This is a genomic window from Noviherbaspirillum agri, assembly GCF_054780595.1.
This window is the reverse complement of the sequence record NZ_BAAGWA010000002.1, coordinates 297,876-319,766: the sequence shown is the minus strand read 5'-3', so window position 1 is coordinate 319,766 and position 21,891 is coordinate 297,876. Positions and strand designations below refer to the sequence as shown.

The following is a 21,891-nucleotide window of genomic DNA, read 5'->3' as shown; positions in this document are numbered from 1 at the left end:
ACATCATGACAAAAGACGCAAAAAACCTGATCGTCGGACTCGACATCGGCACATCGAAAGTAGTGGCCGTCGTCGCCGAGGTAATGCCGAATGGGAGGCATGAGGTTATCGGGCTCGGCCAGCACGAATCGAAGGGATTGAAGAAGGGCGTTGTCGTCAATATCGAAGCGACGGTCGAGTCGATCCAGCGCGCGCTGGAAGAGGCCGAGCTGATGGCCGACTGCAAGATCAAGAACGTCTACACGGGGATCGCCGGCAGCCACATCCGCAGCTTCAACTCCAGCGGCATGGTCGCGATCAAGGACAAGGAAGTGACGGCGACCGACGTTGCGCGCGTCATCGAAACCGCTAAGGCGGTCAACATCCCGACCGACCAGCAATTGCTTCACACGGTACCGCAGGAATTCATCGTCGACAACCAGGAAGACGTTCGCGAGCCGATCGGCATGAGCGGCATCCGCCTTGAAGTAAAAGTGCACATCGTCACCGGCGCGGTATCCGCGGTGCAGAACATCGTCAAGTGCGTGCGTCGCTGCGGTCTGGAAGTGTCGGACTTGATCCTGCAGCCGATGGCTTCAGCCGATTCCGTGCTGACACCGGACGAAAAGGAGCTGGGCGTGGTGCTGATCGACATCGGCGGCGGAACCACTGATGTTGCGATCTTCACGGAAGGTGCGATCCGCCATACCGCCGTCATTCCGATTGCCGGCGACCAGATCACCAACGACATTGCGATGGCGTTGCGCACGCCGACGGCGGAAGCCGAAGAAATCAAGCTGCGCTTCGGCGTCGCCAAGCAGGTGCTTGCTGATCCGGGCGAGGCGATCGAAGTGCCGGGGCTGGGCGACCGTGGTCCGCGCACGCTGTCGCGCCAGGCGCTGGCAGCCGTGATCGAGCCGCGGGTGGAAGAACTGTTTGCGCTGGTGCACCAGGTGGTGCGCGAATCGGGCTATGAAGAGGTGCTGTCGTCCGGTGTCGTGCTGACCGGCGGCTCGGCAATGATGCCGGGCATGGTCGAGCTCGCGGAAGACATCTTCTTGAAGCCGGCGCGCCTTGGCGTTCCGGAGTACAGCGGTCAGCTCGCCGATGTTGTGCGCAGTCCGCGTTACTCGACCGTATTGGGTCTGTTGCTGGAGGCGAAGAAGCAGTACCTGCGAGGCCACATCGTCACGCGTCAGGACGGCTCGGTGAAGGCGGTGTGGCAGCGCATGAAAGAGTGGTTTTTAGGTAATTTTTAAAGTCAATAATTGTTAAACGCAGTACCGCAGTTTGCAGTTGCTAGTCGCCACACCGCGTGGTGATTAACGACTGAAAACTGCATCATCTAAGGGAGTTAGCATGGAAATCGATATGATCGATAACGCAAACCTCGGCACCGTGATCAAGGTGGTGGGCGTTGGCGGCGCAGGCGGAAATGCAGTGCAGCACATGATCAACAAGGGCGTGTCCGGCGTCGAATTCATCGCTGCCAACACCGATGCGCAGGCACTGGCGCAATCGAAAGCCCACAACGTCATCCAGATCGGCGAAACCGGCCTCGGCGCCGGCATGAAGCCCGAGGTCGGCCGCAAGCTGGCGGAAGAGTCCCGCGCGCGTATCGAAGACGCACTGCGCGGTGCACACATGGTGTTCATCGCTGCTGGCATGGGTGGCGGCACCGGGACCGGCGCTGCGCCTATCGTCGCGCAAGTGGCCAAAGAGCAGGGTGCGCTGACCGTCGCCGTCGTGTCCAAGCCGTTCTCGTACGAAGGCGCGAAGTGCATGGAAATCGCCGACGAAGGCCTCGATGCATTGTCGCAGCACGTCGATTCACTGATCGTGATTCTCAACGAGAAGCTGGAAGAGATCTATGAAGACGACAGCATGATCGAATGGCTGCAGCATGCCGACGACGTGCTCAACAACGCGGTGGCCGGCATTGCCGAGATCATCAACGTGCCGGGCCACATCAACGTCGACTTCAACGACGTCAAGACCATCATGGGTGAGCAGGGCAAGGCCATGATGGGGACGGCGACCGCCTCCGGCGTCGACCGTGCGCGCATCGCGGCGGAGCAGGCAGTGGCATCGCCGCTGCTCGACGGCATCGACCTGTCCGGTGCGCGGGGCGTGCTCGTCAACGTTACCGCAAGCCGCAACCTCAAGGGCAAGGAAATCAAGGAAGTCATGGCGACCGTGCGCGCCTTCGCTGCGCCGGATGCATCGATTGCACAAGGCATCGCCTACGACGATGCCATGGGCGACGACATCCGCGTAACGGTGGTTGCCACTGGCCTCGGCCGCGGCCGCAAGAATGTGCAGTTGGTGCAGACCCCGGTACTGCGCACCGGCACGCACAATGAACCGATTGCCCAGGGCAGTCTTGGCCACCAGGGTGCTGGTCAATCGGCACCTTCCTTCGAGGGCCTCAGCAAGCCGGCCGTATGGCGCCGCGAGTCCGCATCGGAAACGGTGCGCGCGCTCGAGAAGAATGGCATGGAAACCTACGACATTCCGGCATTCCTGCGCAAGCAGGCGGACTGATCGCTTCCCGCTGTTACGGCAGCGGGAATGCCGTCTCCTGCAAAAAAAGCAAGATAAGGGCATACTGCATGCTGTACGCCGCACCCAGGTAGTGCGGCGTTTTTTTTGGCGCCTGCGAAATGCTCCATGACGGAAACCGAGGGCGCTTTGCTAGAGCTGCCGGCAACATGCCTACAACATCAGAGAAGAGGAGTCCAATATGACTATCCAGATCGGTGATCGCCTGCCCGAAGGAACACTGTCGGAATACATCGAAGTCGCTACGGAGGGATGTTCTCTCGGCCCGAATACCTTCAAGGTCAGCGACCTGACGAAGGGCAAGAAGATTGCCATTTTCGGTTTGCCCGGTGCATACACCCCCACCTGCTCCGCGCAGCATGTGCCTGGCTATGTTGCGAACGCCGAAAAGCTGAAGGCGAAGGGTGTCGACGAGATATGGTGCATTTCGGTCAATGATGCATTCGTCATGGGCGCCTGGGGGCGCGACCAGAAAGCAACCGGCATCGTCCGCATGATGGCTGATGGCAGCGCCGCCTTTACCAAGTTGCTCGGCTTGGAGTTCGACCTGACCGCCAAAGGCATGGGGATTCGCTCGCAGCGCTATTCGATGCTCGTCGAGGACGGTGTCGTCAAACAGCTCAACATCGAGCAGCCGGGTAAATTTGAGGTGTCGAACGCGGAAACCCTGCTTGCCCAGCTTGGCTGAGACGCGGAGGTCGTACAGCAAAAACAAGAGCGGCGCGTGATGCGCCGTTTTTTCTTCAGGGAGCGATCACCACTTTTACCTGCGCTTCCTTCAATACTTTTGCCAGTTCTTCCGGCGGACGTGCGTTGGTAAACAGCATGTCGATTTGCGATACATGCGCCATGCGCACCAGCGCCTGTCTCCCGAATTTGTCGCAATCCGCCACCAGCCAGACTTCGCGCGACTGTTCGATGATCGCCTGAGCCACTTTCACTTCGCGCGGGTCGAAGTCACGCAGCGTTCCGTCAGGTTCGATGCTGGAAATGCCGATGATCCCGATGTCGACCTTGAACTGGCGGATGAAGTCGATGGTGGCCTCGCCGACGATGCCACGGTCGCGCCCGCGCACCACGCCGCCGGCGATGATGACTTCACATTTCGGATTGTCCGCAAGCGTTGCCGCAACGTTGAGGTTGTTGGTCACCACGTGCAACCCTTGGTGGTGCGCCAGTGCACGCGCAACCTCCTCGGTGGTGGTGCCGATGTTGATCAGCAGGGAACAACCGGCCGGCACCTGTTTGGCGACGGCCCGGGCAATGCGCCGCTTGGCATCGATGTTCAGGACCTGGCGCTGGCTGTAATCGATGTTCTCCACCGAGGACGGCAGTCCAACCCCACCATGATAGCGGGCCAGGAGCTTCGCTTCTTCCATCAGCTTCACGTCGCGGCGCACGGTCTGAGGCGTCACGTCCAGCTGTTGCGCGAGCTCTTCCACTGACATGGTCATGTGTTGCCTGACGACATCCAGCAAGCGACGTTGACGTGGATTAAGCGTCATTCCATTTCTCCCTTCAGCCATCTGAACATTCTCAATATAATTAAAAACGAAAAGAAACGAACAAATGCGGTGATAAAATTTGTTGCTTTTATTTCTATTTATGACGTATTGTAGCGTTTCTCATGTTACAACTATTCCCTGAGCGCTGCGAGAACAAGATGGAGCAAAGGCAGGACAACATCGACTGCGATCTGCTGGTCGTCGGCGGTGGCATCAACGGTGCAGGTATCGCGCGGGATGCCGCGGGACGTGGCCTGTCGGTGGTGCTGTGCGAGAAGGACGATCTTGCGTCGCACACCTCCTCGGCATCGTCCAAGCTGATTCACGGCGGCTTGCGCTATCTCGAGCATTATGAATTCGGGCTCGTGCGCAAGGCCTTGATCGAACGCGAAGTACTGTTGCGGTCAGCGCCGCACATCATGTGGCCGATGCGTTTCGTAATGCCGTTCGATAAAGGCCAGCGGCCTGCATGGATGCTGCGAGCCGGCCTCTTCCTGTATGACAGTCTTGCACGGCGCGAGCTATTGCCGGGCTCACGCGGGCTCGATTTGCGCCAACATGACGCCGGCAGGCCGCTCAAACCCGAGTTTTCGCGCGGCTTCGTCTATTCGGACTGCTGGGTCGATGATGCTCGATTGGTCGTGCTGAACGCTGTGGATGCCGCCGACCGCGGCGCGCGCGTTTTCACCCATACGCGCTGCATTTCCGCCCGCCGCGAAGGGGAGCAATGGATCGCAGAGCTGCGTCCCGATGGTCGCCGCAGCATGACAGTGCGGGCGCGCTGCCTCGTCAATGCCGCTGGCCCGTGGGCCGCGCACTTCCTGCAAACTGCGTTGCAGCGGCCATCCGAAAAGTCGCTGCGGCTCATCAAAGGCAGTCATATCGTTGTGCCGCGCCTGTTTGATCATCCTAATGCCTATATCTTCCAGCATCCGGATGGGCGCATCGTCTTTGCCATCCCTTACGAACAGAATTTCACGCTGATCGGCACGACCGATCTCGATTATCAGGGCGACGTCAATTCCGTGGCCATCAATCAGGACGAGATCAGCTATCTTTGCGACCTCGCCGGTCGCTATTTCCGTGCGCAGATCACCCCGTCCGATGTCGTCTGGTCCTATTCCGGCGTGCGGCCACTGGTAGAGGACGAGGCCTCCAGCGCCTCCGCCGTTACGCGTGATTATCGGTTGCAGCTTGATAGAAAGAGTGGCGCACCTTTGCTGTCCGTGTTCGGAGGGAAAATCACGACATTCCGCAAACTGGCGGAAGAGGCCGTCGACATGATCGCCGACCTGGTGTCGGCACGATCCGGTCCATGGACCGAGCATGCCTGCCTCCCCGGCGGTGACCTGTACGGCATGCGGCCCAATAACCGCTCGGTCCTGGAATTTGACCGTTATGTGCACGGCCTACAGGAGAAGTATTCCTGGCTTCCGCGGGCGCTCGTTGCGCGCTATGCGCGCGCCTATGGCACGCGAACCGGCATGCTGCTCGCAGGCCGAACGGAAATCGCCGACATGGGTGACGAAATCGCGCCCGGTTTGTACGAAGCGGAAATCGATTATTTGATGCAACTCGAATGGGCCAGCACGGCAGCGGACATACTATGGAGACGCTCCAAACTGGGTCTCCACTTGCCGCAGGGCACCGACGCTAGGCTCGACGCATGGATACGCTCCCACCGGACGGACCAGCCATACCAGCGAATGTGCCAGCAAACCTAGCCCGGCGCACATAAAAAATATAGGAGGAAGGCACAGTGCACCTGGCATTAGAAAATGTCGGAAAAAAATATGGTGCGGACGACCATATTTACCCGCTCTCGATGGCGCTGGTGCCGGGCGCGATTAATGTTCTGCTTGGTACGACGCTCGCAGGCAAAACGACATTGATGCGCTTAATGGCCGGCCTGGACCGCCCCACGAGCGGAAGAGTTCTCGCCGAGGGACAAGATGTGACCGGCGTGTCCGTGCGCGAGCGCGATCTCGCCATGGTGTACCAGCAGTTCATCAATTATCCGTCGTTGACCGTTTACGACAACATCGCCTCTCCGCTCCGCATTCAGCGCGTTCCCGAAGCAGAAGTGCGAAAGCGCGTGAATGACATGGCGGAGCGCCTGCACATCACACCCTATCTGCAACGCTCGCCGGCGGAACTGTCCGGCGGCCAGCAGCAGCGCACTGCACTGGCACGGGCCTTGATCAAGGGCGCCGGCTTGCTGCTGCTTGATGAGCCGTTGGTGAATCTGGATTACAAGCTGCGTGAAGAGCTCAGGCGCGAACTGACCGACCTCTTCGCCGACGGAAGCACAACCGTCGTTTATGCGACCACGGAACCGCTGGAGGCACTTCAGCTCGGAGGTCATGTCACTGTGCTGCATGAGGGACGCCTGCTGCAGCAGGGCAGGACGATCGACGTTTTCAATGCGCCAAATTCGATCCAGGTCGCACGCACGTTCAGCGACCCGCCGATCAATCTGGTCAAAGCGGAGATTGACGGTGACGGCATTGCCCATGCCCATGCCGGAGGAGGACTAAGCATTCCACTGAATGCTGCGCAACGGCGAGCTGCGTCGCATCACCGGCATATTGTCCTTGGCCTGCGCGCACACAGCCTGCACCTGATGCGTCGCCATCCCGATGAAATCGCTATCGATGCGGAGGTGGACCTCGCCGAGATCAGCGGATCGGAGACCTTCGTGCACGCACATCGTGACGGCATCGCCCTGGTTGCGCAGCTTTCGGGGGTGTACGACCCCGAATTGGGCTCGTTGTGCAGCCTGTACTGCCGACCGGATGAATTCCTTCTCTTTTCGGAAGATGGCGCATTGCTGCATGCGCCAGAACAGTCCATGAAAGGAAACTAGGCATGGCTCGCATCGATCTCGTCGAACTGGCGCACGCATACAAGCCAAACCCTGCCGGCCCGGCCGACTATGCACTGCGTCCGATGTCTATGCAATGGGAAGATGGTGGCGCCTATGCATTGCTCGGCCCGTCCGGCTGCGGCAAGACGACTTTGCTGAACATCATTTCCGGCCTGGTGCGACCTTCGCATGGCAGGGTGCTGTTTGACGGCAAGGACGTCACGAGCCTGCCTCCTGAAGCGCGCAATATTGCGCAGGTATTCCAGTTCCCTGTCATCTACGACACGATGACAGTCTTCGACAATCTCGCTTTCCCATTACGTAACCGGCGTTGGAAATCCGCCGACATCAACCGCAGGGTCGAACAAGTGGCGGAGCTGCTCGATCTTGGCAGCGTGCTCAAGCATCGCGCCAGCGGCCTGTCTGCGGACGCAAAGCAAAAGATCTCCCTCGGTCGAGGGCTGGTGCGCCCAGACGTGGCGGCGGTGCTGTTTGATGAACCGTTGACCGTCATCGATCCGCATTTGAAGTGGCTACTGCGGCGCAAGCTCAAGGAAATCCATCGCGAATTGAAACTGTCGCTGATCTATGTGACGCACGACCAGGTCGAGGCGCTCACCTTTGCCGACAAGGTCGTGGTGATGACGCAGGGCGAGGTCGTGCAGGCCGGAACGGCGCAGCAGTTGTTCGAGACTCCGGAGCATACCTTCGTCGGTTACTTTATCGGCAATCCCGGTATGAATCTTCTTCCCTGCGCGATCGACGGCGAAGTGGCGGCGCTCGAGGGCGCCAGCATTCCGCTTTCCGGTACGGCGCGTGCCGCACTGAACGGTGCCAATGGAAACGTAAAAATGGGAATCCGGCCCGAGTTTGTCGAGTGCGCGTTCGAGGAGGGCGAAGACACCACCGCAGCAACCTTGCTCTCCGTGCGCAATCTCGGCACGCACTGCCTGGCGGAATTCAAGCTAGGCAACCACACGATCGCCGGGAAGCTGCGGCAACTCCATGCCGACCCCGGTGAACAGGTCTGGCTGCGACTGCCACCGGAGCGCACGCTGTATTACGTCAACGACAAGCGGGTGGCGTGAGATGAAAACCTACAACAACCGTGCATGGTTCCTGATCCTTCCCGTCATTGCCTGCGTCGCGTTTTCGGCGATCCTGCCGCTGATGACAATCGTCAACTACTCGGTTCAGGACATTCTCAGTCCAACGCAGCATGTATTCGTCGGCACCGAATGGTTCAAGCTCGTCATGCGCGACAGCGAATTGCATGGCGCACTGTACCGGCAATTGCTGTTTTCGCTGTCCGTGCTCGCCATCGAAATTCCGCTTGGCATTCTGATAGCGTTGACCCTGCCGGCGCAGGGATGGCGCGCGTCGATGGCGCTGGTGCTGATTGCACTGCCGCTGCTGATTCCATGGAATGTCGTCGGCACCATCTGGCAGATTTTCGGCCGCGGGGATATCGGCCTGCTCGGTTATGCGGTCAACGGAATGGGCTTCTCCTATAACTACACCGGCGATTCTCTGGACGCCTGGCTGACGGTTCTGGTGATGGACATCTGGCACTGGACGCCGCTCGTCGTGCTCTTGTGCTACGCCGGCCTGCGCGCGATCCCCGATGCCTACTATCAGGCTGCGCGTATCGACGGCGCATCACGCTGGGCAGTGTTCCGCTTCATCCAGTTGCCCAAGCTGCGCAATGTGCTGATGATCGCCGTGCTGTTGCGCTTCATGGACAGCTTCATGATCTATACCGAGCCGTTTGTACTTACCGGCGGTGGGCCGGGCAATGCGACCACATTCCTGTCGCAGTACCTGACGCAGAAAGCGGTCGGACAGTTCGACCTCGGGCCGGCGGCAGCGTTTTCATTGATTTACTTTCTGATCATCCTGCTGTTCTGCTTCGTGCTGTACAACTGGATGCAGCGTGTCGGCACGGGAGACAAGAAATGATGAGCAAATTCCTTACGCGGCCGGTACTGGCGCTGTACCTGCTGCTGTCTCTGCTGCCGATCTACTGGATGCTCAACATGTCGTTGAAGACCAACGAAGAAATCGTTGGCGCGCTGACGATGTGGCCGGCCAACCTCACGTTTGACAACTTCAAGACGATCTTCACCGATGCGTCCTGGTACGACGGCTACATTAACTCGATCATCTATGTGCTGATCAACATGGTGTTGTCGGTAGCGGTGGCGCTTCCGGCCGCCTATGCGTTCTCGCGTTATTCCTTCCTCGGCGACAAGCACCTGTTCTTCTGGTTGCTGACCAACCGCATGACGCCGCCGGCCGTGTTCCTTCTGCCGTTCTTTCAGCTGTACTCCACGGTCGGGTTGATGGACACGCACCTCGCAGTCGCACTCGCGCACATGGTGTTCAACGTGCCGCTGGCGGTATGGATTCTCGAGGGCTTCATGTCCGGCATCCCGAAGGAGATTGACGAAACCGCCTATATTGACGGTTATAGCTTCCCGAAATTCTTCGTGAAGATTTTCCTGCCAATGATCAAGTCCGGCATTGGTGTCACCGCGTTCTTCTGCTTCATGTTCAGCTGGGTCGAGTTACTGCTCGCACGCACGCTCACCTCCGTCAGTGCCAAACCGATCTCTGCCACCATGACGCGCACCGTGTCCGCCGCCGGCATGGACTGGGGAGTACTGGCCGCTGCCGGCGTGCTGACCATCGTGCCTGGCGCACTGGTGATCTGGTTCGTGCGGCACTACATCGCCAAGGGATTTGCCATGGGGAGGGTTTGACATGGAAGAAACGTTTTCATGGATGGCGTGGACGCCGCCGGTGGCCATCTTCTTCACTGCAATTGCAGCGATGCTGGCAGGAATGACGATCTGGCAGATGAAGTCGCCAAGCCTTGAGCGCAAGGGCTTCCTGCCGATCCACACGACGCGCGGCGACCGTCTTTTCATAGGCCTACTGACGGCGGCCTATGTAAACCTTGCGTGGGCCGGCCTTACTGATTTGGATCAGTGGATCGGTGCGGCAGTTGGATTTGTAGTGTTGCTGATTGTGATGCGTTGGGGGTGACTGATGTCGCAGCGCCCGGCGGTTAACCTTCCCTCCGTCGCGTGTTCGATTCTATGGGAAGGAAAACAACAAGAAGGTGGAGATATGAGACTACGACTAACAGCATTGGCCGCTGCCGCCATGCTCGCCTCCGGCGCGAGCTGGGCCGACATGAAGGCAGCGGAGAAGTGGATAACACAGGAATTCCAGCCGTCGACGCTGAGCAAGCAGCAGCAGCTCGACGAGATGAAATGGTTCATCGACGCAGCCCAAAAACTGAAGGCCAAGGGCGTCAAGGAAATCAATGTGGTATCTGAAACGATCGATACCCATGTCTACGAATCGAAAACGATGGCCAAGGCCTTCGAGGAAATCACCGGTATCAAGGTTCGGCACGACTTGATTCAGGAAGGCGATGTCGTCGAAAAACTACAGACTTCCATGCAGTCCGGCAAGAGCATCTATGACGGCTGGATTTCCGACTCCGACCTGATCGGCACCCACTACCGCTACGGTGCAATCGAACCGCTGTCGGATTACATGGCGGGCAAAGGCAAGGAATTCACCAATCCCAATCTGGACCTCAAGGATTTTATCGGCACCAGCTTCACTACCGCCCCCGATGGCAAGCTGTACCAGCTGCCCGACCAGCAATTCGCCAACCTGTACTGGTTCCGCGCGGACTGGTTCGAGCGCAAGGACCTGAAGGAAAAATTCAAGGCCAAGTATGGCTATGAGCTTGGCGTCCCGGTGAACTGGTCTGCGTATGAAGATATCGCCAATTTCTTCACTAACGATGTGAAGGAAATCGACGGCAAGAAAGTGTATGGTCACATGGACTACGGCAAGAAGGATCCGTCACTGGGCTGGCGTTTCACCGACGCGTGGCTGTCGATGGCGGGTACTGCGGACAAAGGCATTCCGAACGGTCTCGCGGTGGACGAGTGGGGAATCCGTGTGGCGGCCGACAAGTGCACTCCGGTCGGCGCATCCGTTGCTCGCGGTGGCGCAACCAACTCGCCCGCCGCCGTGTATGCACTCACCAAGTATGTCGACTGGATGAAGAAATACGCGCCGCCGCAAGCAAACGGTATGACGTTCTCGGAAGCAGGTCCGGTGCCGGGACAAGGCGAGATTGCGCAGCAGATTTTCTGGTACACCGCATTCACTGCGCCGATGACCAAGGCATCGGCGGTCATCAATCAGGATGGCACGCCGAAATGGCGCATGGCGCCGGGACCGCATGGCCCGTACTGGAAGGAGGGCATGCAGAACGGCTACCAGGATGTCGGCTCATGGACGTTCTTCAAATCCACGCCGGACGACCGCAAGGCAGCCGCGTGGCTGTATGCGCAGTTCGTGAATGCGAAGACAACATCGCTGAAAAAATCGATCGTTGGCCTGACTTTTGTGCGTGACTCTGATATCCGCCACGAGTACTTCACCAAGAATGCAGCAAAGTATGGCGGCCTGATCGAGTTCTATCGCAGCCCGGCGCGCGTCGCCTGGACGCCGACGGGAACCAATGTGCCCGATTATCCGAAGCTCGCGCAGTTGTGGTGGAAGAACGTTGCCACCGCTGTGACCGGCGAGAAGACGCCACAGGCGGCGATGGACTCGTTGGCCGATGAAATGGACCAGGTGATGGCACGCCTGGAGCGGGCCGGCATGAAGAACTGCGCACCGAAGCTCAATGCGAAGGCAGATCCGGGCAAGTACTTGTCGGACAACGGCGCGCCATGGAAGAAACTGGCGAACGAGAAACCGAAAGGCGAGACGATTGCCTATGACAAGCTCCTTCAGGCATGGAAGGAAGGGCGCGTGAAGTAATATCACCCCCAGCCACAGGCGGGCGCGGCGTGTGCCGCGCCCTTTTTACAGGTTAGCACTGCATCGTTGACCATTCAGATTACTGCAAGACCACGTTACCGAGATCCTGCGCACCATGACCAAGTACATCCTTGCCCTCGACCAGGGAACGACCAGTTCCCGTGCCATCCTGTTCGACCACGCCGGCCAGTTGCGCGGCATCGCGCAGCAGGAGTTTCGGCAGATCTTCCCGCATTCCGGCTGGGTCGAGCATGACGCGAACGAGATCTGGTCCTCGCAGCTTGCTGTCGCACGGCAGGTCCTGCGTCAGACTGACACGCGGCCTGCCGACATTGTTGCCATCGGCATCACTAATCAGCGGGAGACTACGTTGATCTGGGACCGCCGCACCGGCGAACCGATTGCCAACGCAATCGTCTGGCAGGATCACCGTACCGCCGGGTTGTGCGATGCGCTGCGTGAAGAGGGGCGGGAGGCGCTTTTTCAGCAAAAAACCGGCCTTGTGCTCGACGCGTATTTTTCAGGCACCAAGGTCAAATGGCTGCTCGACAACGTGCCTGGCGCACGAGAACGCGCCGAGCGCGGCGAACTGGCCTTCGGCACGATTGATTCCTGGCTGATCTACAAGCTGTGCGGCGTGCACGCCACCGATACGAGCAACGCATCACGCACGCTGATGTTCGACATTCATACGATGCAGTGGGACGACGAACTGTTGTCTCTGTTGAATGTCCCGCGAAGCCTGCTGCCGGAAGTGGTGGCAAGCAGCGGGGTTGTCGGCCACACGTCGGCCGAATTGTTTGGCGCTCCAATTCCGATCGCGGGCATCGCAGGCGACCAGCAGGCGGCCACCTTCGGGCAGGCGTGCCATCAGCCCGGCATGGCAAAGAATACCTATGGCACCGGATGCTTCATGCTGATGAATACCGGTTCACAGGCAATCGCTTCCCGAAATAACCTGCTGACAACGGTAGGCTGGACAGTTGGCGGGCAATCGGCCTACATGCTCGAAGGCAGCGTGTTCAACGCCGGTGCCGCTGTGCAATGGTTGCGTGATGGACTGGGCATCATTCAAAGTTCTGCCCAGGTAGAGGCGCTCGCTTCCAGCGTGCCGGATACCGGAGGCGTATTCGTCGTGCCGGCATTCGCCGGACTTGGCGCGCCATACTGGGATGCCTACGCGCGCGGCACCATTGTCGGCATCAGCCGCGGCACCACCAAGGCGCATATTGCGCGAGCGACGCTGGCGAGCATCGCTTACCAGAGCGCAGATGTGCTGGACGCGATGCAGAAGGATGCCGGCATCGCCTTGAGCGAGCTGCGGGTGGATGGAGGGGCCGCGCGTAACGACTTGTTGATGCAGTTCCAGGCAGATGTGCTTGGGGTGCCCGTCGTACGGCCAGTCGTGACGGAAACCACCGCGCTTGGTGCGGCGTACCTCGCGGGTCTTGCGATCAGTTTCTGGAGCTCCGAGCAGGAAATTTCGGCGCAGTGGCAGGTACAAAAGCGCTTCGAGCCGTCCATGTCAGTCGACGAAAGGTCGGAACGCCTCACCACGTGGAGACGTGCCGTACAGCGAGCGCAGCAGTGGTTGGAATGACAAGCTTCGGTTTGTAAGTGATGCTTAATTGAGGCTTTTACGTGGTGTATGCCCAACAGCGGAGTCATCCGTGCAAATGACTCGCGGGTTAGTTGCTATACTCCCACAATGCTCAAGCAACGCACTGTCAAAGAACTTGTCAAGACCACCGGCGTCGGATTGCATTCCGGGACCAAGGTGGAGTTGACCCTTCGCCCGGCTGCGCCGGATACCGGTATCGTCTTTCGTCGCGTGGATCTCAATCCACCGGTAGACTTGCCCGCCTCTGCCAATGGCGTCGGGGATACCCGCATGGCATCCACACTAAACAAAGACGGCGCCAAGGTTTCAACGGTTGAACACTTGATGTCTGCTTGTGCCGGACTTGGGATCGACAACCTTTATGTTGACCTGACCGCTGAAGAAATCCCGATCATGGATGGCTCGGCCTCCACCTTCGTCTTCCTGCTGCAGCAGGCTGGACTGCAGGAGCAAAACGCACCGAAGAAGTTTATTCGCGTCAAAAAGCCGGTCGAGGTGCGTGAGGGGCAGGGCGCCCAAGAGAAGTGGGCTCGACTCGAGCCCTACAATGGCTTCAAGCTGAAATTCTTCATCGAATTCAATCACCCGGCAGTCGATGGTACCGGCCAGACGGCCGAAGTCGATTTCGGTTCCGAGTCCTACATCCGCGAGATCGCGCGTGCCCGGACGTTCGGTTTCATGCAAGACGTGGAAACCTTGCGCGGCATGGGATTGGCCCGCGGCGGTTCGCTGGAAAATGCGATCGTAATGGATGAGTACCGGATCCTGAATCCAGACGGGTTGCGTTATGACAACGAGTTCGTCCGCCACAAGATTCTGGATGCGATTGGCGACTTGTACCTGGTCGGCCATCCCCTGCTCGCAAGCTATGTTGCACACAAGTCCGGCCATGGGCTCAATAATCAGTTGCTCCGCGCCTTGCTCGCGCAACCGGATGCCTATGAGATTGTTACATTCGATTCAATTGATACTGCACCGGGCGCTTATGTGCGCCAAGCGGGGCAGGAATGGGCGTTTGCTTGACGCCGGATAAATCTGAAAAGGCACCAAGCCTTTTCCCCGACTTTCCCGGAGCGTGTTTCGTTTAGCGCTCCTTGCAATGTCGCTGGATCATTGCGGCGACAGCGTTCTTCAGCGCCTGGTTCTGTGGCGAATCGTGCAGGGAATTGTTGAGGTCGCTTAGAGCCGTAAGTGCCTGATCAGGCAGGACAAGCTGCTTCTGCGGTGTTTTCCTTTCGGCAATCTTTCCAACTTGCACTTTGATTCGTATTGCGTTAACCTGCCAGCCCCGTTTAAGCAAATTTTCTTGCAACTTTGGCAACTGCTGTTTCAATTTTGCCGCAAGAGCTGCATTTGGAGTGGAAAGCACCAAGTTCCCTGCTTCGAACTGCATTACAGAACATGCATCAAATAACATGGGGAGAATTGCAGCGCACTCTCTCTGCAAATTTGCAATTCGCGCAACGGCCGGTAACAGTGCAGCAAGTCTGTCATGCGAGCGTAGAAACTCTGTAACACCTGTAACAGCTGTAACACCGCCTCCGATTTTCCGTGGGGCACGTGTAGACTGGAGGCGTTGCTGAAAGGAAAGAAATGAGGAGGGGCGACTCATGCTCGAACCTTATCACACCTCATCCAAGATGGACGAATCGGAGGAGTTGTAATGCAAATCATTCTGTTGCATCCTCGCTTCAATGCCAAGACGCTCACACTGACGCGCTGGCATTTGATGTTGATGGCAGTAGTGTTCGTTGTCTCCGTCATCATGGCTGCGTCGTTACTGTACTACCTGACGTTTCGCCACGCTGCCGACCTTGATCTCCCGCTGGTACGTGAAGTTGTTGCCTCTGCTACCAGGGATGACGTCAATAAGAAGGATCGCTACGTAAAAGAAAACCTCGCCGCAATGGCAATGAAACTCGGCGAAATGCAGGCGCAACTGATGCGACTGGATGCGCTGGGGGAGCGTGTGCAGGGTTTGGCTGGTGTCAAGCCGCAGGAGTTCAATTTCAAGGAGTTGCCCGGGCGCGGCGGCATTGAGCGGCCAGCCGAGAAGAGCGAGCCGATGAGCATGCACGAGTTCAAGGAGTTGCTCGATGCAATGGCAGTCAATGTAGAACATCGTGCCGACTACATGAACGTGGTTGAGTCAGCTCTGATGAATCACAAGATTCAATCGAGGCTCCTGCCTACCATTCAGCCAGTCAATGTCGGTTATAACGCCTCCAGCTTCGGTTGGAGACATGATCCGTTTACCGGGCGTCAGGCATTTCACGAAGGCATTGATTTTGCCGCTCCGACCGGCACGCCAATCGTTGCGGCAGCCGGTGGCGTTGTAATCACCGCTGAATATCATCCGCAGTACGGCAACATGCTCGAGATCGATCACGGCAACAGCATTGTAAGCCGCTATGCCCACGCGTCGCGCCTATTATCCAAAGTGGGCGACATCGTCAGGCGCGGCCAGCATGTAGCAGATATCGGTTCTACGGGACGTTCCACAGGAGCGCACTTGCATTTCGAGGTCTTGGTGAAGGGTGTGCAGCAGAATCCGCAGAAGTTCCTAGCCGCAGGCTCCGACCAGTCAAAACTGGCAGTTTTGGCACTCAACAAATAATCACCACCCTGCGGCCTCCGGAAAATCCGACGGGGCCGGGTTGTTTTATTAACGTCAATCCTCATCTTCCCCTGCAGTGACGCATGTCGAAGGCATCCGGTCCGGGTGTTTGCTTCCCATGCGCAATCTTTTATCCTTCCAATTCCAGATCGGGCGGCACCCACGGCACTGCATGATAAAATCTGCAATTTAGCCAAAAGTCCGGCCTCCGCGAAGATGTGAGAGCGACAAATGCGATTTCGCGGCGCCATTTTAAGAATTCAAGCATGTCATTACTGACCCAGATTTTCGGCAGTCGCAATCAACGACTGATCAAGCAATATCAAAAAACCGTCCGCGAAATCAATGCGCTGGAGCCGGCGATGGAGAAGCTGTCCGATGCCGAATTGCAGGCGAAGACGCAGGAATTCAAGGAGCGTATCGCCAAAGGCGCCACGCTTGACCAGCTTCTTCCGGAAGCGTTTGCAGTGTGCCGCGAGGCCAGCAAGCGGGTTCTGAAAATGCGCCACTTCGATGTCCAGCTGATCGGCGGCATGGTCCTTCATTACGGCAAGATTGCCGAGATGGGCACCGGCGAAGGCAAGACGCTGATGGCGACGCTTGCTGCGTACCTGAATGCGCTGTCCGGGAAGGGTGTGCATGTCGTGACGGTGAACGACTATCTGGCGCAACGTGACGCCGAGTGGATGGGGAGACTGTATGGATGGCTTGGCCTGACGACCGGCATCAACCTGTCGCAGATGGCGCATGACGACAAGCAGCGCGCCTATTCGTCCGATATTACCTACGGCACCAACAACGAATTCGGGTTTGACTACCTGCGGGACAACATGGTCTATGATGCAGGTGACCGTGTGCAGCGCGGATTGAATTTTGCCATCGTCGACGAGGTGGACTCGATCCTGATCGACGAAGCGAGAACGCCGCTGATCATCTCCGGCCAGGCAGAAGACCACACCGACCTGTACGTCAAGATGAATGAGGTCCCGCCGTTGCTGACGCTGCAGGTGGGCGAAGAAACTCCCGATGGCAAAGGCAAGGTCGAAGTGCCCGGCGACTACACCAAGGATGAAAAGTCACACCAGGTCCTGCTGACTGAAGCGGGCCATGAAAAGGCCGAGCAGATACTCACCCGCATGGGCCTGTTGCCGGAAGGCGCATCGCTGTACGACCCGGCCAATATCACCCTGATCCATCACCTGTATGCCGCCCTTCGTGCACATACGCTGTTCCACAAAGACCAGCATTACGTGGTGCAGAATGGCGAAGTGGTGATCGTCGATGAATTTACCGGCCGCCTGATGACCGGCCGCCGCTGGTCCGACGGCCTGCACCAGGCAGTCGAAGCCAAGGAGCGTGTAAAGATCCAGAACGAGAACCAGACGCTGGCATCCATCACGTTTCAGAACTACTTCCGCATGTACGGCAAGCTGGCGGGCATGACCGGTACGGCGGATACGGAAGCGTACGAATTCCAGGAAATCTACGGTCTCGAAACGGTCGTGATTCCGCCAAACCGGCCGAGCCAGCGCAAGGACCGTCAGGACCAGGTGTACAAGAGCGCGCAAGAGAAGTACAACGCGATGCTCATCGACATCAAGGACTGCTACGAGCGCGGTCAGCCGGTGCTGGTCGGCACAACCTCGATCGAGAATTCCGAACTGCTGTCGAAAATCCTTACCAAGAATAATCTGCCGCACAACGTGCTGAATGCAAAGCAGCATGCGCGCGAAGCGGAGATCATCGCGCAAGCAGGCCGGCCGAAGATGATTACGATTGCGACCAACATGGCTGGCCGCGGTACGGACATCGTTTTGGGCGGCAACGTCGAGAAGCAAATCCAGTTCATCGAAGCGGATGACAAGCTGTCCGACGACGAAAAGCAGACGCAGGCGCAGAAGCTGCGCGATGAGTGGCAGTCGCTGCACGACCATGTCGTGTCCGTCGGTGGCCTGCACATCATCGGTACCGAGCGTCATGAATCTCGTCGTGTCGACAACCAATTGCGCGGCCGCTCCGGTCGCCAGGGTGACCCGGGTTCGTCGCGATTCTATCTGTCGCTGGACGATCCGCTCCTCCGCATTTTTGCTGGTGACCGCGTGCGCGCGATCATGGATCGCTTGAAGATGCCGGAGGGCGAGCCGATCGAGGCGGGCATCGTGAGCCGTTCCATCGAGTCGGCCCAGCGCAAGGTCGAGGCTCGCAACTTCGATATCCGGAAGCAATTGCTGGAGTATGACGACGTTGCCAACGACCAGCGCAAGGTGATTTACCAGCAGCGCAACGAACTGCTGGAAGCGCAGGATGTCTCCGACATGATTGCCTCGCTGCGTACCGGCGTATTCACCGAACTGTTCCGCACTTATGTCCCGGCCGAGTCGATGGAAGAACAGTGGGATATCAAAGGACTGGAATCGGTTCTGGCGAATGAATGGCAGCTGGATGTGCCGCTGTCCCACATGCTGGAGGCGGAGCCGAACCTTGCGGATGATGACCTGCTTGAGCGCGTGCTGAAAGCGTCAGGCGAGAGCTATGCCGCCAAGGTCAACATCATCGGCAAGGAGGCGTTCGCGGGCTTTGAGCGCAGCGTCATGCTGCAGAGCATTGATACCCACTGGCGCGAACACCTGGCTGCATTGGATCACCTGCGCCAAGGTATCCACCTGCGTGGCTATGCACAGAAGAATCCGAAGCAGGAATACAAGCGCGAGGCATTCGAACTATTCGGTCAGATGCTTGACCTGATCAAGAACGAAGTGGTACGTATCGTGATGACGGTTCGTATCCAGTCGCGTGAAGAGATCGATGCAGCCGAAGCGCAGATGGCGCAGCCGCACGTCGAGAACGTGCATTACCAGCATGCCGACTTCAACCCTAACGCTGCGCCGGAAGAATTGCTGGCGCCGACCGAGGACGCGGACGAGCAGCGCCAGCAACCGATGGTCAATTCCATGCCGAAGGTCGGACGAAACGATCCATGCCCGTGCGGTAGCGGCAAGAAGTACAAGCAGTGCCACGGCAGGCTCGCGTGATGCATTGAGGTCCCGCAGCCGGTGTGCGCCGGTGACGGGAAAAAGCAAAGGGCAAGGGGAAGGGCAGGTCATCCTGCCCTTTCTTGTTTGCATGCGTTTGCAGGGCGGGTGCCCCGGCATGAATCCTTCTGCAAAAGCGGCCTCTCAGCTGCGTTTGATGCGTTTAAAATAGCGTTCCTATTTATCCCGAGCTTTCGTTTTTCATCGCCCACCTTTTATGTAACCAACTCCTATGGCCGTCAATCTTCCCCTCCCTGTCGCTGCTAACCTGAAACCCGTCGCAGGCATTGAACTCGGTCACGCCGAAGCAGGCGTGCGTAAAGCGAACCGCAAGGATTTGCTGGTGATGAAGCTGGCGCCAACGGCAACCGTGGCCGGGGTGTTCACGACGAACCGTTTTTGCGCAGCGCCTGTGCAGGTGTGCAAGGCGCACCTCGAGGGACTCCGGATGTCCGGGGTGCCGATTCGGGCCCTCGTCATCAATACCGGCAACGCCAATGCAGGCACGGGTGAAACCGGTCTCGCCAACGCCAATGCCACGTGTACGGCACTGGCAGACCTGCTCGAATGCGAACCGTCGCAGATCCTGCCGTTCTCGACAGGCGTGATCCTCGAGCAGCTGCCGGTCGATCGCATCAAGGCTGGTTTGCCGCAGGCACTGGCGAACCTCAAGGCGGACAACTGGTACAACGCCGCCGAAGCGATCATGACCACTGACACACAGCCGAAGGCGGCGTCGCGCACGGTCATGATCGGCGGCAAGACTGTGACGATGACAGGCATTAGCAAGGGCGCCGGCATGATCAAGCCGAACATGGCCACCATGCTCGGTTATCTGGCGATGGACGCAAAAGTGGCGCAGCCGGCGCTGGAGCACATGGTCAAGGAAGTGGCGGACAAATCCTTCAACTGCATCACCATCGACGGTGATACCTCGACCAACGACTCCTTCATGCTGATTGCGACCGGCGCCGGCCAACTGGAAGTGAGCGAGATCGGTTCTGCGGAGTACGTGGCGCTCGCGGCGGCGGTGACCGACCTGTCGCAGCAACTGTCGCAGATGATCGTTCGCGATGGCGAGGGCGCAACCAAATTCATGACCGTCACGATTGAAGAGGGCAGGAGCGTCGAGGAGTGCCGCAAGATCGCCTACGCGATCGGCCATTCGCCGTTGGTGAAGACGGCGTTCTACGCTTCGGATCCCAATCTCGGCCGTATCCTCGCTGCGATCGGTTATGCCGGCGTCGACGACCTCGATGTCAGCAAGCTGAACCTGTACCTGGATGATGTGTGGGTCGCCAAGAACGGCGGCCGCAATCCGGATTACAAGGAAGAGGACGGGCAGCGCGTGATGAAGCAGAGCGAGATCACGATCCGCGTCAGGCTCGCGCGTGGTGACGCAACCGCGACGATCTGGACTTGCGACCTGTCGCACGACTACGTGAGCATCAACGCGGACTACCGTTCCTGATTGCGGTTTCGGACATGAGCGAACTCGACCGCTTTCTCGCCAAGGCCGAACTGCTGCTGGACCGGCTTGAGCTGATGCTGCCGCATGCGGGCCGCGAGCCCGACTGGAATGCTGCAACCGCTTTCCGCTGGCGCAAGGCCGGCGGACGCGGTTCGCTGCACCCGGTTGCGCATATCGCCCGCATCGGGTTTTCGGACCTGCACAACATCGAGCCGCAAAAGCAGCAGATCATGCAGAACACGAAGCAGTTCGTCGAAGGACGCCCGGCAAACAACGTGCTGCTGACCGGCGCGCGCGGCACCGGCAAGTCCTCGCTGATCAAGGCCTGCCTGAACGAACACGCACCAAACGGCCTGCGCCTGATCGAAGTGGACAAGGACGACCTGTCCGACTTGCCGGACATCGTCGACCTTGTCGCCGGACGGCCGGAACGCTTCATCATCTTTTGCGACGACCTGTCCTTCGAGGAAGGTGAAAGCGGCTACAAGGCGCTGAAAGTTGCGCTCGACGGCGGCATGACGGCGCAGTCCGACAATGTGCTGATCTATGCAACGTCGAACCGCCGGCACCTGATGCCCGAGCGCATGTCCGATAACGCGACCTACGTCCATACCGAGGATGGCGACCTGCATCCGGGCGAAACGGTGGAGGAGAAGATTTCACTGTCGGAGCGTTTTGGCCTGTGGGTGTCGTTCTATCCGTTCAAGCAGGACGATTACCTCGACATCGTCGCCTACTGGCTGCGCCACTTCGGATGCAGCGTGCAGCAGATTGAAGAGGCGCGCGCCGATGCATTGCGATGGGCGCTGCAGCGCGGGTCGCGCTCCGGCCGGGTCGCATGGCAGTTCGCCAAAGACCATGCGGGCCGGATCAGCAGCTAGGCGCGCCTTTTCGTATTATTCATGTCCAATTCTTCTGCTCCACCGATTGACGTTGCCGTTGGCATCCTGATGAAGCCCAATGGCGACGTCCTCCTCGGCCAGCGCCCCGAGGGCAAGCCGTATGCCGGCTACTGGGAATTTCCTGGTGGGAAGGTGGAGCCGGGAGAAGCCATCCTCGATGCGCTCAAGCGCGAATTTCTCGAAGAACTCGGCATGCAGGTCTTGTCGGCTGAACCCTGGTGCGGCGTCGAGTATGTCTATCCGCACGCACACGTCCGCCTGCACTTCTATATCAGTCGTGACTGGCAAGGTGAGCCGCAGAGCCTGGAGGGGCAGGCGTTTGCTTGGCAGGGCAGCGTTGCCGTCGAGCCCTTGCTGCCTGCTACGGTTCCTCTGCTGGAGTGGCTCGACAGGCTTCGGTATGGTGACAAATTGCAGGTGAGCCTTTTCTGAGGGGCTTTGCCCCAAGAGTCATCTGTGCCGGATACTGAGATGCCTCT

General features: G+C 58.6%; 19 protein-coding genes. 17 read left to right on the top strand and 2 right to left on the bottom strand.

Going from position 1 to position 21,891, the window contains the following annotated elements; all coding sequences use genetic code 11:
* The first annotated feature begins 5 nt into the window (after positions 1–5).
* The 3 genes from ftsA (at position 6) to ACYVIA_RS04160 (ending at position 3,229) form a co-directional block, all read left to right on the top strand.
* Positions 6–1,238 (top strand): cell division protein FtsA, encoded by a 1,233-nt coding sequence (ftsA, locus tag ACYVIA_RS04170; protein WP_460838161.1) that lies wholly within the window; start codon positions 6–8, stop codon positions 1,236–1,238.
* 100 nt (positions 1,239–1,338) lie between these two features.
* Complete coding sequence (gene ftsZ / locus ACYVIA_RS04165) at positions 1,339–2,523, top strand: cell division protein FtsZ (protein WP_460838159.1); 1,185 nt, start codon at positions 1,339–1,341, stop codon at positions 2,521–2,523.
* Between the two features lie 199 nt (positions 2,524–2,722).
* Positions 2,723–3,229 carry a redoxin family protein gene (locus ACYVIA_RS04160; RefSeq protein ID WP_460838157.1) on the top strand — a complete coding sequence of 169 codons (507 nt, stop codon included), beginning with the start codon at positions 2,723–2,725 and terminating at the stop codon, positions 3,227–3,229.
* Positions 3,230–3,284: 55 nt separating this feature from the next.
* Here the strand turns inward: ACYVIA_RS04160 and ACYVIA_RS04155 are convergent, their stop codons facing one another.
* Positions 3,285–4,046 (bottom strand): DeoR/GlpR family DNA-binding transcription regulator, encoded by a 762-nt coding sequence (locus tag ACYVIA_RS04155; protein WP_460838155.1) that lies wholly within the window; start codon positions 4,044–4,046, stop codon positions 3,285–3,287.
* Positions 4,047–4,204: 158 nt separating this feature from the next.
* Between ACYVIA_RS04155 and glpD the strand changes: the two genes are divergently transcribed.
* From glpD to lpxC, 9 genes are all read left to right on the top strand, one after another.
* Entirely contained in the window at positions 4,205–5,770 is a 1,566-nt protein-coding gene (glpD, locus tag ACYVIA_RS04150; RefSeq protein ID WP_460838717.1) for a glycerol-3-phosphate dehydrogenase, read from the top strand.
* 35 nt (positions 5,771–5,805) lie between these two features.
* A complete protein-coding gene (locus tag ACYVIA_RS04145) occupies positions 5,806–6,912 on the top strand; it encodes an ABC transporter ATP-binding protein (protein WP_460838153.1) in 1,107 nt (368 codons plus the stop codon).
* Between the two features lie 2 nt (positions 6,913–6,914).
* On the top strand, positions 6,915–8,000 hold the full coding sequence (locus tag ACYVIA_RS04140; protein ID WP_460838151.1) for an ABC transporter ATP-binding protein: 1,086 nt from the start codon (positions 6,915–6,917) through the stop codon (positions 7,998–8,000).
* Between the two features lies 1 nt (position 8,001).
* A complete protein-coding gene (locus ACYVIA_RS04135) occupies positions 8,002–8,871 on the top strand; it encodes a carbohydrate ABC transporter permease (protein WP_460838149.1) in 870 nt (289 codons plus the stop codon).
* A complete protein-coding gene (locus tag ACYVIA_RS04130) occupies positions 8,868–9,674 on the top strand; it encodes a carbohydrate ABC transporter permease (protein ID WP_460838146.1) in 807 nt (268 codons plus the stop codon). The genes ACYVIA_RS04135 and ACYVIA_RS04130 overlap by 4 nt, the downstream gene beginning before the upstream one ends.
* A 1-nt stretch (position 9,675) precedes the next feature.
* A complete protein-coding gene (locus tag ACYVIA_RS04125; protein WP_460838144.1) occupies positions 9,676–9,960 on the top strand; it encodes a DUF2160 domain-containing protein in 285 nt (94 codons plus the stop codon).
* An 84-nt stretch (positions 9,961–10,044) separates the two neighbouring features.
* Positions 10,045–11,769: an ABC transporter substrate-binding protein gene (locus ACYVIA_RS04120; protein WP_460838142.1), complete on the top strand. Its 1,725-nt coding sequence runs from the start codon at positions 10,045–10,047 to the stop codon at positions 11,767–11,769.
* A 115-nt stretch (positions 11,770–11,884) separates the two neighbouring features.
* Positions 11,885–13,369 carry a glycerol kinase GlpK gene (glpK, locus tag ACYVIA_RS04115; RefSeq protein WP_460838140.1) on the top strand — a complete coding sequence of 495 codons (1,485 nt, stop codon included), beginning with the start codon at positions 11,885–11,887 and terminating at the stop codon, positions 13,367–13,369.
* A 108-nt stretch (positions 13,370–13,477) separates the two neighbouring features.
* A complete protein-coding gene (gene lpxC, locus ACYVIA_RS04110; protein ID WP_460838138.1) occupies positions 13,478–14,413 on the top strand; it encodes a UDP-3-O-acyl-N-acetylglucosamine deacetylase in 936 nt (311 codons plus the stop codon).
* 61 nt (positions 14,414–14,474) lie between these two features.
* On the opposite strand, the gene ACYVIA_RS04105 is transcribed toward lpxC, so the two are convergent.
* Positions 14,475–14,807, bottom strand: coding sequence for a DciA family protein (locus ACYVIA_RS04105; protein ID WP_460838137.1), 333 nt, complete (start codon positions 14,805–14,807; stop codon positions 14,475–14,477).
* 246 nt (positions 14,808–15,053) lie between these two features.
* Between ACYVIA_RS04105 and ACYVIA_RS04100 the strand changes: the two genes are divergently transcribed.
* From ACYVIA_RS04100 to ACYVIA_RS04080, 5 genes are all read left to right on the top strand, one after another.
* Positions 15,054–16,007: a M23 family metallopeptidase gene (locus ACYVIA_RS04100; protein ID WP_460838135.1), complete on the top strand. Its 954-nt coding sequence runs from the start codon at positions 15,054–15,056 to the stop codon at positions 16,005–16,007.
* Positions 16,008–16,273: 266 nt separating this feature from the next.
* Positions 16,274–19,039: a preprotein translocase subunit SecA gene (gene secA, locus ACYVIA_RS04095; RefSeq protein WP_460838133.1), complete on the top strand. Its 2,766-nt coding sequence runs from the start codon at positions 16,274–16,276 to the stop codon at positions 19,037–19,039.
* 232 nt (positions 19,040–19,271) lie between these two features.
* Entirely contained in the window at positions 19,272–20,510 is a 1,239-nt protein-coding gene (gene argJ, locus ACYVIA_RS04090; RefSeq protein WP_460838131.1) for a bifunctional glutamate N-acetyltransferase/amino-acid acetyltransferase ArgJ, read from the top strand.
* 14 nt (positions 20,511–20,524) lie between these two features.
* Positions 20,525–21,391, top strand: coding sequence for an ATP-binding protein (locus ACYVIA_RS04085; RefSeq protein WP_460838129.1), 867 nt, complete (start codon positions 20,525–20,527; stop codon positions 21,389–21,391).
* Between the two features lie 21 nt (positions 21,392–21,412).
* The gene (locus ACYVIA_RS04080) at positions 21,413–21,844 is read left to right on the top strand and encodes an NUDIX domain-containing protein (RefSeq protein ID WP_460838126.1); all 432 of its coding nucleotides are present in this window, start codon (positions 21,413–21,415) and stop codon (positions 21,842–21,844) included.
* Positions 21,845–21,891 lie beyond the last annotated feature (47 nt).

Coding starts and splice junctions, on each gene's coding strand:
- ftsA (WP_460838161.1), top strand. CDS start 6: ATGACAAAAGACGCAAAAAACCTGATCGTCGGACTCGACATCGGCACA.
- ftsZ (WP_460838159.1), top strand. CDS start 1,339: ATGGAAATCGATATGATCGATAACGCAAACCTCGGCACCGTGATCAAG.
- ACYVIA_RS04160 (WP_460838157.1), top strand. CDS start 2,723: ATGACTATCCAGATCGGTGATCGCCTGCCCGAAGGAACACTGTCGGAA.
- ACYVIA_RS04155 (WP_460838155.1), bottom strand. CDS start 4,046: ATGACGCTTAATCCACGTCAACGTCGCTTGCTGGATGTCGTCAGGCAA.
- glpD (WP_460838717.1), top strand. CDS start 4,205: ATGGAGCAAAGGCAGGACAACATCGACTGCGATCTGCTGGTCGTCGGC.
- ACYVIA_RS04140 (WP_460838151.1), top strand. CDS start 6,915: ATGGCTCGCATCGATCTCGTCGAACTGGCGCACGCATACAAGCCAAAC.
- ACYVIA_RS04135 (WP_460838149.1), top strand. CDS start 8,002: ATGAAAACCTACAACAACCGTGCATGGTTCCTGATCCTTCCCGTCATT.
- ACYVIA_RS04130 (WP_460838146.1), top strand. CDS start 8,868: ATGATGAGCAAATTCCTTACGCGGCCGGTACTGGCGCTGTACCTGCTG.
- ACYVIA_RS04125 (WP_460838144.1), top strand. CDS start 9,676: ATGGAAGAAACGTTTTCATGGATGGCGTGGACGCCGCCGGTGGCCATC.
- ACYVIA_RS04120 (WP_460838142.1), top strand. CDS start 10,045: ATGAGACTACGACTAACAGCATTGGCCGCTGCCGCCATGCTCGCCTCC.
- glpK (WP_460838140.1), top strand. CDS start 11,885: ATGACCAAGTACATCCTTGCCCTCGACCAGGGAACGACCAGTTCCCGT.
- lpxC (WP_460838138.1), top strand. CDS start 13,478: ATGCTCAAGCAACGCACTGTCAAAGAACTTGTCAAGACCACCGGCGTC.
- ACYVIA_RS04105 (WP_460838137.1), bottom strand. CDS start 14,807: ATGTTATTTGATGCATGTTCTGTAATGCAGTTCGAAGCAGGGAACTTG.
- ACYVIA_RS04100 (WP_460838135.1), top strand. CDS start 15,054: ATGCAAATCATTCTGTTGCATCCTCGCTTCAATGCCAAGACGCTCACA.
- secA (WP_460838133.1), top strand. CDS start 16,274: ATGTCATTACTGACCCAGATTTTCGGCAGTCGCAATCAACGACTGATC.
- argJ (WP_460838131.1), top strand. CDS start 19,272: ATGGCCGTCAATCTTCCCCTCCCTGTCGCTGCTAACCTGAAACCCGTC.
- ACYVIA_RS04085 (WP_460838129.1), top strand. CDS start 20,525: ATGAGCGAACTCGACCGCTTTCTCGCCAAGGCCGAACTGCTGCTGGAC.
- ACYVIA_RS04080 (WP_460838126.1), top strand. CDS start 21,413: ATGTCCAATTCTTCTGCTCCACCGATTGACGTTGCCGTTGGCATCCTG.